Raw genomic sequence first — 16,431 nt, 5'->3', positions numbered from 1 at the left:
GTCCGGAGACGTTGATATCAATCCTGCGAGTGCCCACACAGATTGTCTGATAAATTGTTAAAGAGCAGTGCAATCAGCGCGTTAGCTTGCTGTTGCGAGGTGGCGTATATTACGCTTTCCTCCTTCATAGTCAAACACTTTTTTCAGTATTTTTCTCTGGCGGGATGAATCACTTCACTCCCTGCTGAGTCGTTTGCGTTTCCGCTTTGCCGTCTCAGTGGTGGCGCATTATAGGGAGTTTATTCAGGCTGACAAGGGGTTATTTTAAATAATTTTCCGTTCGCCTTTTTTTTATACAAAAGGGGCAAAAACCATCCTTAATCGCCCAGAAAACCAACAGAACGACCCATCAAAAGGCCATAATCGGCATATCACAAACATCAGCCAGTGCTATTCTGTGAGGCCTGATGAGGGAAAATGATAAGAAGGAATGTAAATGATACGCTCCGCGCGCAGTATGGCCGGCTTGCCATGGATAGCTGCTATGGCCTTTTTTATGCAATCCCTGGACGCCACCATCCTTAATACCGCTTTACCTGCCATCGCCACCAGCCTCGAACGTTCTCCTTTAGCCATGCAATCAGCGATTATTAGCTACACGCTCACGGTGGCAATGCTCATTCCTGTGAGCGGCTGGCTGGCAGACCGGTTTGGCACCCGTAAGATCTTTATTATTGCTGTCTCACTGTTTACCCTCGGCTCACTGGCCTGTGCCCTTTCTGGCTCACTGGCTGTTCTGGTAGCCTCACGTGTTGTACAGGGGATTGGAGGGGCAATGATGATGCCCGTTGCACGGTTAGCATTATTGCGCGCCTATCCCCGGAGTGAACTTCTTCCGGTACTGAATTTTGTCACCATGCCCGGACTGGTAGGCCCAATACTCGGCCCATTGCTCGGCGGTATCCTGGTCACCTATACCACCTGGCACTGGATCTTCCTGATTAATATTCCAATTGGCATCCTTGGCATTGTCTATGCGAGGAAATACATGCCTGACTTCACCACCCCCAAACGGCGCTTCGACTTCCCAGGCTTTCTGTTGTTTGGTTTAGGGTTGGTCCTGATGTCCATTGGGCTTGAGTTTTTTGGCGAACGCATTGTTGCGGGTTGGGTGGGCATCGTTACGCTGCTGGCGGGTGTAGCAATGTTACTCCTCTATATAGTACATGCACGTCGCAGCGCTGCGCCTTTAATTAACTTGCAGATGTTTAAGACCCGGACCTTCTCCGTCGGCATCATCGGTAACATCGCATCCCGTCTTGGTACAGGCTGTATTCCTTTTCTTATCCCGCTCTTACTCCAGGTCGGCTTTGGTTATTCCGCTATTATTGCCGGCTGCATGATGGCTCCCACCGCCTTTGGCTCTATTCTCGCAAAATCGATGGTGACCAATGTGCTGCGTTGGTTGGGATACCGTAAGACACTGGTAGGCATCACGTTGATTATCGGCTGCCTGATCGCATCATTCTCACTGCACTCCGCTCAGGAGAGCATTATCTTACTGCTCATCCCACTGTTTATTCTGGGTATGGCGATGTCGACACAATTTACCGCCATGAACACCATCACCCTCGCCGACCTGACAGATGAGAATGCCAGTGGCGGAAATAGCGTATTGGCGGTAACACAGCAACTTTCGATCAGCTTTGGGGTAGCCGTAAGCGCTGCCGTACTGCGCTTCTATCAGGAGATAGAGTCTGGAACTGTGCAGCAGTTCCAGGACACGTTCCTGACGATGGGCGTGGTCACCGCGATTTCTGCGTTTACTTTTATGCTGTTGCGTAATGGGGATGGACGTAACCTGATAAACAACAGCGATAAAAAGAAGAAAGCTTAACTGGAACCCCGCGGCATAAGCTCTGGTGTTAAAACCAGAGTAACCTGACTGGCATCGGGGTCTTCGTTTAGACGATAGATGAGAGTATCGATAGCGAGCTGGCCAAGTGCATCTTTAGGCTGATGTACCGTGCTCAATGGCGGAGTCAAATAACGCGCCAGCTCGATATCATCATATCCCATCACCGCAACATCCTGTGGGATGCGGAGGCCAGCCTGATACAAGGCATGGTAAACCCCCACCGCCATAGCATCATTACTGGCAAATACGGCTTCCGGTGGGGTCGCCAGCGCCAGCAACGCATTCATCGCGTTAAATCCACCTTCAAATTCAAAGTCACCATTCACCACATAGTTTGCGGGTACCGGCAGTCCGGCATCGGCCATCGCCTTATGAAACCCCTCTAAACGCATTTGTGCCGGGCTTTTATCCAAAGGTCCGGTAATACAGGCAATGTGCTTGTAGCCACGCTCAATTAAGTGTCGTGTGGCTAATTCACCGCCCAACTGCGCATTTTCCTGAATGATGTCACCACGCCCTTCAAAAGGTGCCCAGTCCATCATCACCATCGGCACTGAGGGGTAGCGGCTGAGAATATCCGCCGAGGGTAAGTGCGTTTCGGTACACATCATCAGCAAACCATCGACCCGCTTTTGCATCAGCGTTTCGAGGCTGCGGTTCATACGTTCTTCATCACCGGCGGTATTACATAAAATCAGGCTATAACCACGTTCATAACAACTGTCTTCTACACCACGCACAACTTCAGCATAAAAGGGGTTGCTACTGGTCGTAACCAGCATACCAATGGTACGCGTCTGCTTTAGCTTCAGGCTGCGTGCTAAAGCTGACGGCGCATAGTTGAGAGCCTTAATCGCCTGTTCAACCTTTTCTCTTACGCTGTCGCTAACAAAGCGATTGTTATTGATAACGTGAGAAACGGTTGAGGTTGAAACGCCCGCCAGGCGAGCAACATCCTTCATGGTAGCCAATGGCATTAACCCTGCTGTTGCAGAAAATCATCAATTTCACGACGCCACGGCACTGAAGGCTGTGCTCCAGATCGTGTCACGGCGATAGCGGCAGCGGCATGAGCAAAACGTACGGCTTCATTCATAGCAACCCCTTCTAAACGCGCGGTAATGAATGCCCCATTAAACGTGTCGCCTGCTGCGATAGTATCAATAGCATTCACTTTAAAACCGGGGATACGCTGCCCTGCACCCTGCTCGCTAAGCCAGACGCCACGGCTTCCCAGGGTAATCAATACGGTCTTGATGCCTTTGTGGTGGAGTACCGCAGCAGCGCGTGCGGCATCTTCCTCACTGTTGACGGTGATTCCGGTAAGGATTTCCGCTTCCGTCTCGTTCGGGGTGATGATATCAATCAGTGCTAACAGCTCATCCGCCAAAGGTACAGCAGGAGCCGGGTTTAGAATTACCTGCGTCTGGTTTTCACGCGCCAGTTTTGCCGCAGCCAGTACGCTTTCCAGCGGAGACTCGAGCTGCATGAGGAGCGCATCGGCCGTTACAATGGCTTCACGATGCCGGGCAACATACTCCGGCGTAACGCTGGCATTCGCGCCAGCATAAATGCCAATGGTATTTTCACCCTCACCATTAACAAAGATCATCGCTACACCCGTGGACTCCCCGTCAATCGCTTCAACTGAAGAGGTATCAATGTTGTCTGTGGCAAGCTGCTCACGAATACGCTGACCCACATCATCTGCGCCAACACAGGCAACAAAAACCAGATTTGCTCCAGCACGGCCCGCAGCAACCGCTTGATTAGCCCCTTTACCGCCAAACGCAATCTGGTACTGCTTGCCAATCACCGTTTCACCGGGACGCGGAAAATGGGCGAGATTGAGGATCTGATCAACGTTGATGCTGCCGAGCACCGCCAGCTTTGCGCTTTTACTCATAGGTATCATCCAAAAAATGCGCCACCTTTACGGTGGCGCGTTGCTCTGCTTTTCTTTGTTATTTATCGACCAGCTTCAGGTCAACTGGATTCACAGCCTGAACTTTCTCACCCTTCAGGACTTTATCCGCGGTATCAACACCAATGACGCCGATTTTATCAGGCATCTGAGCGACTGTAGCGGTGAGTTTACCGCCTTGTACCGCCTTCACGCCATCTGCTGTGCCGTCGAAACCTACGACAATCACGTCAGTTTTTCCTGCGGTTTGCAGGGCACGCAGTGCACCCAATGCCATTTCGTCATTCTGAGCAAATACCGCCTGCACATCAGGGTGTGCCTGCAGCAGGTTTTGCATTACGTTCAGGCCTTTAGTGCGGTCAAAATCTGCGGGCTGGCTGGCCAGGATATTAAACTTGTGTGCATCGGCAGCCTGCTTGAAACCTTCACCACGCTCACGCGCAGCAGAAGTGCCAGCAATCCCCTGCAATTCGATAATTTTGGCACCATCACCCAGTTTCTTGGCAATGAAGTCACCCGCCATCTTGCCACCAAAGCGGTTATCAGAAGCAACGTGGCTAACCACTTTGCCCTGCGCCGCAACGCGGTCCAGAGTGATTACCGGAATATTGGCCTGATTTGCCAACTTCACTGCGTTACCTACAGCATCAGAGTCCGTTGGGTTGATCAACAGCAGCTTAGTGCCACGTACCGTTAAGTCCTGCACGTTAGCCAGTTCTTTAGCTGGGTTATTTTGCGAGTCCAGCACAACCAGGTTGTATCCCAGTTTATCGGCTTCTTTCTGCGCACCCTCTTTCAGTGAAACAAAGAATGGGTTGTTCAGCGTAGAAACGACTAATGCGATGGTGTCTTTCGCCATAGCGCTGGCGCTCAGCGTGGTACCAAGAATCAGGGCCAGTGCAGTTAACTTTTTCATTGCTTATATCCTGTGTAGGTTCAGAGTTATTTACTGCTTTTGTTATCTACCAGTACCGCAAGCAGGATAACCACTGCTTTGACGATCATCTGGTAATAAGAGGATACACCCAGCAAATTCAGTCCGTTGTTCAGGAAGCCAAGGATAAGCGCGCCAATCAACGTGCCCATGATGCGTCCTTTACCCCCCGCCAGGCTGGTTCCGCCTAATACCACCGCCGCGATGGCATCCAGTTCATAACCGGTGCCCGCCGTAGGCTGAGCGGAAGAGAGACGAGCGACTTCAATGGTGCTGGCCAACGCAGCCAGCAGGCCACACAGTGAATAAACGACGATCTTAACGCGATTGACGTTAATGCCAGAAAGACGGGTAGCCGCTTCGTTGCCACCCAAAGCATAAATGTAGCGGCCCAGGCGGGTGTGATGCAGCATGTACCAGGCGAGGGCAAAGACAATCACCATCAACCAGACTGGGGTTGGAATTCCCAAAGGACGGCCAATACCAAACCAGCCAAACAGATCGGCATTGTCGCTAAAGCCGGTACTGATCGGGCTGCCGTCGGTATATACCATCGTGGCACCGCGCAGCAGTAGCATCATAACTAAGGTGGCGATAAACGCCTGTACCTTGCCACGAGCCACAATAACTCCGGTAACACCGCCAATTGCAGCACCAAGTGCCAACGAAGCCACCACGGCCACCAGCGCATTCACCTCATGACCGACAATCGAAGCCGCTACCGCCCCGGTTAGCGCCAGCAGTGAACCCACCGATAAATCAATCCCGGAGGTCAGAATCACTAACGTCATGCCCACCGCCATGATGGCATTGACGGAAGTCTGCTGCAGAATATTGAACAGGTTCGCCACAGTGAAGAAGTTCGGGCTTTGGCTGGCAACAACCACGATCAACACAATGAGTGCAATCAGCGATTTCTGTTCCAACAGCCAGGCTTTACTGAACCAGCGACGTTCGTTCGCCAGGGTTTGGGTACTCATATAACTAAATCCTCACTGTGTTGCTTACCGACCGCTGCCGCCATCAGGTTTTCCTGCGTCGCCTGCTCACGGGTAAATTCGCCGCTTAAATGACCTTCATGCATCACCAGGATGCGATCGCTCATGCCAATCACTTCAGGCATTTCCGATGACACCAGGATGATGCTGAGACCGTCGGCTTTAAATTCGTTTATTAACTGATAAATCTCTTTTTTTGCCCCGACATCTACACCACGAGTGGGTTCATCGAGGATCAAGACTTTTGGCCGCGTCATCAAACCACGTGCAATGGCCACTTTCTGCTGATTTCCGCCAGAAAGCAGACCGATTGGCTGATTCATCGAAGGGGTTTTGATATTAAACAGACGAATGAAATCACCGACGGCCAACTGCTCATCCGCATGTTTCAGGCCACCGCCGTTACGACTGAAGTAGCGCAGCGCCGTCAATGACATGTTCTCTTTTACCGACATGCCAAGCACCAGCCCATCACGTTTACGATCTTCAGAGATATAGACGATGCCACTTTCCAGCCCATCCTGCGGTGCGCGTGGCGCTACAGGTTTGCCATCCAGCCAAATCTGCCCTGCGGTGCGTGGCAATGCGCCGTACAGAACCTTCATTAATTCAGTACGCCCAGCGCCCATCAGACCGGAGACACCGAGGATCTCACCTGCGCGCAGGTTGAAGCTCACCAGGTCTACGCCAGGCCCGCTGAGATTTTCCACTTTCAGGCGAATATCACCCGGTTGTTGGTTCAGATGGGGATACTGCTCTTCCAGCTTGCGTCCCACCATCATCTCGATCAGGCTCTCTTCGCTCAGGGAAGAAACGTCGCGCTCGGCAATAAACTGGCCATCGCGGAACACCGTGACGTCATCGCAGATCTCGAAAATCTCTTTCATACGATGTGAGATATAGACAATGCCGCAGCCCTGCGCTTTCAGCTCGTTGATAACGCGGAACAATGACAACGTTTCGGTATCGGTCAGCGCATCGGTCGGTTCATCCATAATGATGACTTGAGACTCGAAGCTGAGCACTTTGGCAATCTCGACCATCTGTTGGTCACCAATCGACAAATCACCCACCAGCTTATGGCTGTTAAAGCGCAGATTCAGACGCTGTAACAGAGCATCTGCTTCGGCGTACATCCTTTTCCAGTCAATACGCCCAATACGGTTAACAAACTCCCGCCCCAAAAAGATATTTTCGGCGACGGTCAATTGCGGAATAAGGTTGAGTTCCTGATGAATAATGCCAATGCCCGCTTCCTGCGACGCCTTCGGCCCATTGAAGCGGATCTCTTTTCCCAGCCACTGGAATGAACCGGCATCCATGGTATAAATGCCCGTCAACACCTTCATCATGGTGGATTTTCCGGCGCCGTTTTCCCCTACCAATGCCATTACTCGGCCAGGATAAACAGCCAGTGAAGCGCCATTCAGGGCTTTCACACCGGGAAACGATTTTTCAATGCCCTTGAGTTGCAATAACGGTTGCATGAGAAGCCTCAGAAAGTCACACCAGCACGCAGGATGACATTCGCATACGGAGAACACTCTCCGCTGCGAATGACGGCCTGACTGCGTTGTGTTTGTTGTTTGAATGCTTCATGACTGGTGTAAAGAACGTCTATGGTATTTCCCTGGTGTTGTTGCAAAGCATCGAGCAGCGCGAGCAGCTCGCTGTGCAGTTGCGGGTTGTGCTGCTGGATTTCTTCCGCAATCAGCGCGCTTTCTACCTGCATCTCCTGCGTGACCACATTGACCACCTGCAAAAAATCGGGGATACCTGGCGTGAGTGCCAGATCGATACGTTGCGGACCCGCAGGAACAGGCAAGCCTGCATCTGCAATCGTCAGCGTATCCGTATGCCCCAGGCGGGCAATCACATGAGAAACTTCAGCGTTTAGTAAGCGACCTTTTTTCATTTTTCTACTCCACAGCGAAACGTTTCGCTAACGGCAGTGTATGAAATGCAGACAGTAATACAACGGGGTAATGACAGAAGTGTGATCGCTATCGAAACGTTTCGCTAAAGCGTGAAGGAATTTGAGATAAGTGAGGAAAAGGGGACAATGGCCTGGCCTGGAAGGTCAGGAGAGTGAAGACACGCGCCACCACAAACGGGTGACGCGCGCAGGATTAAATCTCGACCTGTGTCCCCAGTTCGATAACCCTGTTAGGCGGGATTTCAAACTGATCGGGCGCTCTCAGTGCATTACGCTGCAGCGCCAGGAACAACTTACCGCGCAGTCGCAGATACCAGGGCCGTTTGCCAATGATCAGCGACTCATGGGACATAAAGAACGACGTCTCCATCATACGGCAGTTAAGCCCTTCCAGCCCGCAGCGGTGGAACACCTCTTCAACATTCGGCGTTTCGCGCCAGCCATAGCTGGCCACCACACGCCAGAAGGTAGGCGACAGTTGCTCAATAGTGACGCGACGAACGTTGTGCACATAAGGTGCATCTTCAGTACGCAGCGTTAACAGTACCACTCGCTCATGCAACACTTTGTTATGCTTAAGGTTATGCAACAGCGCAAACGGGATGACATTCAACGCTCGCGACATGTAAACCGCCGTTCCTGAAACCCGCACCGGAGGCGACTTCTCCAGCGAAGCAATCATCGCCTCAAGGGAATTACCGTGTTCGTGCATACGGCGTAGCAGGCGGAAACGCTCGCTTTTCCAGGTGGTCATAATGGTAAACATCACCAGCGCCAGGCAGAGTGGCAGCCAGCCGCCGGAGAAAATTTTAATCAGGTTTGCGCTAAACAGTGGCACATCAATACAGAGCAATACCACCAGAATCAGCGACACGACTAACTTATGCCAGTGCCAGTTTTTAACGGCAACGGTACAGGAGAGGATCGACGTCAGGATCATGGTGCCAGTCACCGCGATGCCATAAGCTGCCGCCAGATTGCTGGAGTGCTCAAAGCTAATAATGACCAGCACCACAGCAAAATAGAGCACCCAGTTCACCACAGGGACATAAATTTGCCCGGACTCTTCCTCAGACGTGTGAATAATACGCATGCCGGGCAAGTAACCAAGACGTACGGCCTGGCGAGTGAGTGAAAATACCCCAGATATCACTGCCTGAGAGGCAATAACCGTCGCCAACGTCGCAAGCACTAACATCGGAATCAACGCCCAATCAGGTGCCAACAGGAAGAACGGGTTTTTGATCGCTTTTGGATCGCTGAGCAGCAATGCCCCTTGGCCGAAATAGTTCAGTACCAGCGCAGGCAGCACGACGCTAAACCACGCAATGCGGATCGGCAACTTACCGAAATGCCCCATATCAGCATACAGTGCCTCAACGCCGGTAATCGCTAACACCACCGCGCCCAGTGCAAAGAAGGAAACCGATTTATACGTCAGGAAGAAGCGCACCGCATGCACCGGATTCAGTGCTTGCAACACCTCGGGATTTTTCATGATGCCACCGATACCCAGCACCGCGAGCACCAGGAACCACAGCAACATTACAGGCGCAAACATCTTACCGACAATGCCCGTACCGTGTTTCTGAATCACAAACAGCGCGGTAAGGACGGTAATAGCGATAGGAACGATATAGGTATCCAGTGACGGTGCCGCAATCTCCAGCCCCTCAATGGCTGACAAGACCGAAACCGCCGGGGTAATGACGACTTCGCCATAGAAGAAGCTGCCGCCCACCAGGCCCATGATCACCAGTATGGCGGTCGATCTCGCTGAGGTATTTCTTCCGGCGAGGGACATCAGGGTTAAGATCCCCCCTTCGCCAGCATTATCTGCACGCATGACGTAGCTGATGTATTTGAATGAAACAACCAGCACCAACAGCCAGAAAATCAGCGACAGAAAGCCAAATACCGCTTCCGGTTCAACACCAAAACCAAACTGACCTGACAGACATTCACGCAGTGTATATAGAGGACTGGTTCCGATATCGCCATAAACGACACCGATAGCAGCAATGGTAAGCGCACCAAGGGATTGCTTTTTATCCGAGCTCATAGAGTTATCTTTTGTTGTAGACCATGAGGAGGAGTCCTCTGAAGACGGCCATCAAAAAGCCGACAGTATGCACATATCGACAAAAAAACCCACCTTAAAAGCGTTACAGCCCGCCGAATTAGGGGGGTATTTTCAGGGTAAAATGGGTGCTGATGCCACAACTGGCGCGGCTTGTAACATCTGAAACAAAAAAGCTGACAGCAATCAACGCAATTACGCATGATTATCGTTATCTTAAGCCATTGCCAAAAAGCGGCAACACTAAAAACCGGAAGGACAAAGCAGTGATTATGGCTCAACCCCATCTTTTGGCAGAGAGGATTTCTCGCCTCAGCAATGCCCTGGAAAAAGGCCTGTATGAACGGCATCACGCCATCCGTCTTTGCCTGCTGGCAGCATTAAGTGGTGAAAGTGTCTTCCTGCTTGGCCCGCCAGGGATCGCGAAAAGCTTGATTGCCCGCCGCCTCAAGTATGCTTTCCAGCATGCCCGCGCATTTGAATACCTGATGACCCGTTTCTCAACGCCAGAAGAGGTCTTTGGCCCCCTCTCCATTCAGGCACTGAAAGATGAAGGCCGCTACCAGCGCCTGACTAAGGGGTATCTGCCTGATGCCGAAATCGTCTTTCTTGATGAGATATGGAAAGCAGGCCCGGCCATTCTGAATACCCTGCTTACCGCGATTAACGAACGGCGTTTTCGTAACGGTGATATTGAAGAAAAAATTCCGATGAGGCTGCTGGTGACCGCCTCAAACGAGCTCCCGGAGGCCGATAGCGGCCTGGAAGCCCTGTATGACCGCATGCTCATTCGCCTGTGGCTGGACAACGTGCATGAGAAGCAAAACTTCCGCAATATGCTGACCCATCAGCAAGATGAGTCCGCCAATCCGGTCGCCGAATCACTGCGCATTAGCGATGAAGAGTATCTTCAGTGGCAGCAGAGCATCACGCAGGTTGCCCTGCCAGAGAATGTATTTGAGCTCATCTACCAGCTGCGCCAGCAGTTGGAGAATCAGCCGGATGCCCCGTACATTTCCGATCGTCGCTGGAAAAAAGCTATCCATCTCTTGCAGGCCAGCGCATTTTACAGTGGCCGCAGCGCAATAGCGCCTATCGATCTGATCCTGCTGAAAGATTGCCTGTGGCACGATGTAAACTCAATGAAGCTGCTGGATAGAGAGATCGAACAGCTGATGTTGCAACACGCCTGGCAGCAGCAAAGCATGTTATTGCGCTTACAGCAGATCAAAGCTCGCCGCCTGGTGCTACAGCAGCAGCAGAGCATCGCGCAGGCGCTTACGTTAGAAAAACACAGTGCGATGTTTAGCCGCAAACCCCATTACGATCTGCCTGCCAGTCTGAACGAAGCGCACCTGACCTTGCTGCTACAACAGCCGTTGATGCTGCATGATATGCAAGTCTCTCATCTTCTGATTGAACGCGAAGCGTTGGAAAACTGGTTACAGAAGGGCGGCGATATTCGCGGCAAGCTGAACGGGATTGGCTTCGCGCAGACGCTGGATTTGCACATTGATAATCAGAACTGCCTGGCACTGCGTGATGTGAGCCTGCAATCAACGCGTCTCAACCTGCCGGGCACTAACAACAATCAAGAGTTGCCGGAAGAGATCGTAGCCGAGTACGCCACACTGGAAGAGCAGCTACGCACGCAGCGCTATCAGTTTGGCCAGCATCAACGCTGCCTGTTTATTAGCGATGACTGGCTAGCGCGGATCGAAACGTCGCTACAGGATGTGGCCGAACAGCTTAAACAGGCACGTAAATGATCTCGCTGGAGACACTCAGCGCTTTGCTTTCTGTCGGAGAGGCCGAACTGATCGAGGATATGATCCTTGCAGTACTGGCTTCTCCGCAGCTGGCGGCCTTTTTTGAAAAATTTCCCAGCCTGAAGCAAGCCATGCTGCGGGATATGCCGCGCTGGAAAGCGGAAATCAGCGAGGGAATGCGCAATACACCGGTTCCTGCGGCCCTCGATGAAGAGTTCCAGCTATTTCAGCGTTTGCAATTGCTGTCGTTAAGTCATTTTATCCGTGAATTGCCCGCGCTAATGCTGACGCTGACGCAGCTCAACTCGCCGTTTCTTGAGGAAGCGGAAAATCAGCTCAATCACACCGATCCCCAGCAGCTCAGTACCGCCCAACATACGCTGTTCCTGCAACGCTGGCGGCTAAGTCTGACGCTGCAAACCCTGACGTTAAACGAAGCGTTGCTGGCGCAGCAACGCGAGGAACTGTTAGCAGAGTTGCAGCAGCGTATGGCGTTGAGTGGGCAGCTCGCGCCAGTGCTGAGTGAAGAAGATGAAACCTCAGCCGGCCGCTTGTGGGATATGAGCAAGTCCTCATTACAGCACGGCGACTATGAGCTGATTGTTAAATACGGCGATTATCTGGCGCAGCAGCCCGAATTAATGAAGCTGGCGCAGCAGCTCGGGCGTAGCCGTGAGGCTAAATCGGTGCCTACGCAAGATGCACCGCTGGAGACGTTTCGTCAGTTAGTCCGTGAACCCGATAACGTGCCAGAAGAGGTCAATGGCATTCATCAAGGGGATGATGTGCTGCGTTTACTGCCTCCGGAACTGGCCGCGCTCAGCATCAGTGAACTGGAGCTGGAGTTTTATCGTCGCCTGGTAGAAAAACGTCTGCTGACCTACCGGCTTCAGGGGGATGCCTGGCATGAGAAAGTCACGCAGCGTCCGGTCAGTCACCAGCAGCATGAAGAGCAGCCGCGCGGGCCTTTTATCGTCTGCGTGGATACTTCCGGATCAATGGGCGGGTTCAATGAGCGCTGCGCCAAAGCATTCTGCCTCGCACTGCTGAAAGTCGCTTTGGCCGACCGGCGGCGCTGCTACATTATGCTGTTTGCTCATGACGTCGTAGGCTACGAGCTCACCGCAGACAACGGTCTGGAGCAGGCGATCCGCTTTCTCAGCCAGCGTTTTCGTGGCGGCACCGATTTGGCTGGTTGCCTTGATGCCGTAGTACAGCGAATGGAAGGGCCGCAATGGCAGGATGCAGATGCGGTAGTGGTGTCTGACTTTATTGCCCAGCGCCTGCCTGATAACGTGACCGCGGCCATTAAAGCCCGCCAGTTGCAGCAGCAGCAACGTTTTCACGCCGTGGCGATGTCCTCCCACGGCAAGCCCGGCATTTTGCGTATCTTTGACCATATCTGGCGCTTTGATACCGGTCTGAAAAGCCGCTTACTGCGCCGCTGGCAGCGTTGATCCCCGAAGCTCCCTTGCCTGATGCGCTGTTTTACTGCACATTCACCTTAAATTAGAAAACAGTGCTGACCCGAGGACGGACATGGCCGAACAACTGCAACTGGATAATCTTGATCGCGGCATACTCAATGCACTGCTGGAAAACGCTCGCACCGCCTATGCGGAGCTGGCTAAGCAGTTCAACGTAAGCCCCGGCACGATTCATGTCCGGGTAGAAAAAATGAAACAAGCGGGGATCATTCTCGGTACCCGAGTGGACATTGATCCACGCCAGTTAGGCTTTGATGTCTGCTGTTTTATCGGCATTATTTTGAAAAGCGCCCGTGATTACCCGGCAGCACTCAGCAAGCTAGAGGCGCTGGATGAGGTGGTTGAAGCCTGGTACACCACCGGCCACTACAGTATCTTCATCAAAGTCATGTGTCGCTCAATTGACGCGTTGCAACAGGTGTTGATCAACAAGATCCAGACCATCGATGAAATACAATCCACCGAAACCCTGATCTCACTGCAAAACCCGATCATGCGTACCATCAAGCCATGATCGCCCCTTCCTGTGTATAACCTTATCCCGGGCGGATCGCATACATAACGCGATTTGCCGCCCAGTGCTTTCTTTTATTAACCCTGTTTTCCACAGGTGGATCACTGCTTGATCACAGCGTACAATGCTCGCCTTTATTGCAGGAGAGCAGCATGGCCGATATCACCTTAATCAGTGGCAGTACCCTGGGCAGCGCAGAGTATGTCGCTGAACATCTCGAAGAAAAACTGCAGGAAGCAGGCTTCTCTACGGAAATGCTGCATGGCCCTGAGCTTGAGGAAGTCGCGCCTGAAGGCATTTGGCTGTTAGTCAGCTCAACGCATGGTGCCGGCGAGATCCCAGAGAATTTGCAATCTTTCTATAATGCTATTGAAGAACAGCAGCCGGATCTTTCTGCCGTCCGTTTTGGTGCTGTGGGCATTGGCAACCATGAATATGACCTGTTTTGTGGTGCCATCCGTCAGTTGGAAACATTGTTGCTGGCACGTGGCGCGACACTTATAGGATCACGCCTTGAGATCGACGTTCTTGAACACGAAATTCCGGAAGATCCGGCGGGCGAGTGGGTTGAAACCTGGAAAAACCTGATCTAATCCTTCGATCCAACACCACAGGGGATCGGGTTTTTGTCTCGATCCTCAGTTTTTTTTGCTGTTTTCGCTCAAGAACTGCGCGATCAATTGTGGATAAGTACCCTGTATTACTGCGTATAACCGGTAGTTATCCCAAGAATAACCCTTGCTGCTTTTTCAGGCTGTGTATAAGTAGCCATTTTGATCTCAGGTTATACGGATCTGGATCACCGATCATTCACAGCATGTGATCCAAAGCAGGCTTTTGATAAATCGCCTGTTTCTACGCTTATCCACAGATATCGTGGATCCTAATAAGAGATCTAACAGGAAGATCATATACAGAATAATGATCCTTTCTTTTAAACCACTAGATCCCGCCACTTTTACCCCGGGCAGAATTTGAGTAGAATCCACCGCCCAGGGCAAAGATCCCTGTCCGACTTTCTTAACGAGGTACCACTTCATGTTTTATCCAGATCCTTTTGACGTCATCGTAATCGGTGGTGGTCATGCGGGCACCGAAGCCGCAATGGCTGCAGCCCGAATGGGTCAACAAACTCTGTTGCTCACCCACAACATCGATACGCTGGGGCAGATGTCGTGCAACCCAGCCATTGGCGGGATCGGGAAAGGACACCTGGTAAAAGAAGTGGATGCTCTCGGTGGCCTGATGGCAACCGCGATCGACAAAGGCGGAATTCAGTTTAGGATACTAAACAGCAGCAAAGGCCCTGCGGTACGTGCGACCCGTGCTCAGGCTGACCGTGTGCTGTATCGCCAGGCTGTACGTACTGCACTGGAAAATCAACCCAACCTGATGATCTTCCAGCAGGCTGTTGACGATCTCATCGTGGAAAACGATCGCGTTGTGGGTGCAGTAACCCAAATGGGACTGAAATTCCGCGCGAAAACCGTGGTTCTTACCGTCGGTACCTTCCTCGATGGCAAAATTCACATCGGGTTGGATAACTACAGCGGTGGCCGTGCGGGTGATCCGCCTTCCATCCCATTAGCAAAACGCCTGCGTGCACTGCCACTGCGTGTTAGCCGCCTTAAAACCGGTACACCACCGCGTATTGATGCACGCACCATCGACTTCAGCGTGCTGTCTCCACAGCATGGTGATAACCCAATGCCTGTTTTCTCGTTCATGGGCAGTGCAGAGCAGCACCCACAACAGGTGCCATGCTGGATCACTTACACCAATGAGAAAACCCATGACGTGATCCGCAATAACCTCGATCGTAGCCCAATGTATGCCGGGATCATCGAAGGGATCGGCCCACGTTACTGCCCATCGATCGAAGACAAAGTGATGCGCTTTGCCGATCGTAATGCGCATCAGATCTTCCTTGAACCCGAAGGGTTGACCAGCAACGAAGTTTATCCAAATGGTATCTCTACCAGCTTACCGTTTGACGTGCAGATGCAGATCGTCCGTTCCATGAAGGGGATGGAGAATGCGAAGATCGTACGTCCAGGCTACGCCATTGAGTATGACTTCTTCGATCCTCGCGATCTGAAAATGACCCTGGAAAGCAAATATATTCAGGGCCTGTTCTTTGCTGGACAGATCAACGGCACGACGGGTTACGAAGAAGCCGCAGCACAAGGCCTGTTGGCGGGTCTAAATGCCGCACGCCAGGCTGCAGACAAAGAGGGATGGGCTCCGCGTCGCGATCAGGCTTACATGGGCGTGTTGGTTGACGATCTCTGCACCCTGGGGACCAAAGAACCCTACCGTATGTTTACTTCACGCGCTGAATATCGCTTGATGCTGCGTGAAGACAATGCCGACCTGCGTCTGACCGAGACCGGTCGTGAGCTGGGCCTGGTGGACGATGCCCGTTGGGCGCGCTTCAACGAAAAGCTGGAAGCTATCGAACTGGAGCGCCAGCGTCTGCGTGATATCTGGGTACATCCAAAATCAGACAGCGTGGAAGAAATTAACGGCGTACTGAGCGCAGAGCTGACCAAAGAAGCCAGCGGTGAAGATCTGCTGCGTCGCCCGGAAATGACTTATCAGCAACTGACCAGCCTGAGTGTCTTCGCTCCTGCTCTGGCAGATGAACAAGCTGCTGAACAGGTTGAAATCCAGGTGAAGTATGCCGGTTATATTGCTCGCCAACAGGATGAAATTGAACGCCAACTGCGTAACGAAAATACGGTGCTACCAGCCGATTTGAATTACAGCCAGGTTTCTGGTCTGTCGAATGAAGTGATCGCTAAACTGAATGACCATAAACCTGCGTCAATTGGTCAGGCATCACGCATTTCGGGTGTCACGCCAGCGGCGATCTCAATTCTGCTTATTTACCTGAAAAAACAAGGGCTGCTGCGTAAAAGCGCCTGATGC

At 52.1% G+C, this 16,431-nt stretch carries 13 protein-coding genes; 6 read left to right on the top strand and 7 right to left on the bottom strand.

What is annotated here, in order from left to right:
• The first annotated feature begins 436 nt into the window (after window positions 1-436).
• Window positions 437-1,837: a multidrug transporter subunit MdtD gene (gene mdtD, locus F3J40_RS23295; protein ID WP_167018433.1), complete on the top strand. Its 1,401-nt coding sequence runs from the start codon at window positions 437-439 to the stop codon at window positions 1,835-1,837.
• Here mdtD and rbsR read toward each other — a convergent pair.
• The 7 genes from rbsR to kup form a co-directional block, all read right to left on the bottom strand.
• A complete protein-coding gene (gene rbsR, locus F3J40_RS23290; RefSeq protein WP_369410968.1) occupies window positions 1,834-2,829 on the bottom strand; it encodes a ribose operon transcriptional repressor RbsR in 996 nt (331 codons plus the stop codon). The genes mdtD and rbsR overlap by 4 nt on opposite strands.
• A gap of 5 nt (window positions 2,830-2,834) precedes the next feature.
• A complete protein-coding gene (gene rbsK, locus F3J40_RS23285) occupies window positions 2,835-3,764 on the bottom strand; it encodes a ribokinase (protein WP_167018431.1) in 930 nt (309 codons plus the stop codon).
• A 58-nt stretch (window positions 3,765-3,822) separates the two neighbouring features.
• The gene (gene rbsB / locus F3J40_RS23280; RefSeq protein WP_017349388.1) at window positions 3,823-4,698 is read right to left on the bottom strand and encodes a ribose ABC transporter substrate-binding protein RbsB; all 876 of its coding nucleotides are present in this window, start codon (window positions 4,696-4,698) and stop codon (window positions 3,823-3,825) included.
• A gap of 26 nt (window positions 4,699-4,724) precedes the next feature.
• Window positions 4,725-5,696, bottom strand: coding sequence for a ribose ABC transporter permease (rbsC, locus tag F3J40_RS23275; protein ID WP_167018429.1), 972 nt, complete (start codon window positions 5,694-5,696; stop codon window positions 4,725-4,727).
• Window positions 5,693-7,201, bottom strand: coding sequence for a ribose ABC transporter ATP-binding protein RbsA (gene rbsA / locus F3J40_RS23270; RefSeq protein WP_167018427.1), 1,509 nt, complete (start codon window positions 7,199-7,201; stop codon window positions 5,693-5,695). The genes rbsC and rbsA overlap by 4 nt, the downstream gene beginning before the upstream one ends.
• Window positions 7,202-7,209: 8 nt before the next feature.
• Complete coding sequence (gene rbsD / locus F3J40_RS23265) at window positions 7,210-7,629, bottom strand: D-ribose pyranase (RefSeq protein WP_017349385.1); 420 nt, start codon at window positions 7,627-7,629, stop codon at window positions 7,210-7,212.
• A gap of 214 nt (window positions 7,630-7,843) precedes the next feature.
• Window positions 7,844-9,712, bottom strand: coding sequence for a low affinity potassium transporter Kup (gene kup / locus F3J40_RS23260; RefSeq protein WP_167018425.1), 1,869 nt, complete (start codon window positions 9,710-9,712; stop codon window positions 7,844-7,846).
• Between the two features lie 290 nt (window positions 9,713-10,002).
• Between kup and ravA the strand changes: the two genes are divergently transcribed.
• The 5 genes from ravA (at window position 10,003) to mnmG (ending at window position 16,428) form a co-directional block, all read left to right on the top strand.
• Window positions 10,003-11,499, top strand: a complete 1,497-nt coding sequence (ravA, locus tag F3J40_RS23255) for an ATPase RavA (RefSeq protein ID WP_167018447.1) — start codon at window positions 10,003-10,005, stop codon at window positions 11,497-11,499.
• Window positions 11,496-12,956, top strand: a complete 1,461-nt coding sequence (gene viaA, locus F3J40_RS23250) for an ATPase RavA stimulator ViaA (RefSeq protein WP_167018423.1) — start codon at window positions 11,496-11,498, stop codon at window positions 12,954-12,956. Before ravA ends, viaA begins: the two co-directional genes overlap by 4 nt.
• A gap of 82 nt (window positions 12,957-13,038) precedes the next feature.
• The gene (gene asnC / locus F3J40_RS23245; protein WP_017349378.1) at window positions 13,039-13,500 is read left to right on the top strand and encodes a transcriptional regulator AsnC; all 462 of its coding nucleotides are present in this window, start codon (window positions 13,039-13,041) and stop codon (window positions 13,498-13,500) included.
• Window positions 13,501-13,652: 152 nt separating this feature from the next.
• Window positions 13,653-14,093 (top strand): FMN-binding protein MioC, encoded by a 441-nt coding sequence (gene mioC / locus F3J40_RS23240; protein ID WP_017349377.1) that lies wholly within the window; start codon window positions 13,653-13,655, stop codon window positions 14,091-14,093.
• Between the two features lie 445 nt (window positions 14,094-14,538).
• Window positions 14,539-16,428: a tRNA uridine-5-carboxymethylaminomethyl(34) synthesis enzyme MnmG gene (mnmG, locus tag F3J40_RS23235; RefSeq protein WP_017349375.1), complete on the top strand. Its 1,890-nt coding sequence runs from the start codon at window positions 14,539-14,541 to the stop codon at window positions 16,426-16,428.
• Window positions 16,429-16,431 lie beyond the last annotated feature (3 nt).

The organism is Candidatus Pantoea multigeneris, from assembly GCF_011752615.1.
Lineage (GTDB): Bacteria > Pseudomonadota > Gammaproteobacteria > Enterobacterales > Enterobacteriaceae > Pantoea > Pantoea multigeneris.
This window is presented reverse-complemented; position numbering and strand designations above follow the sequence as displayed.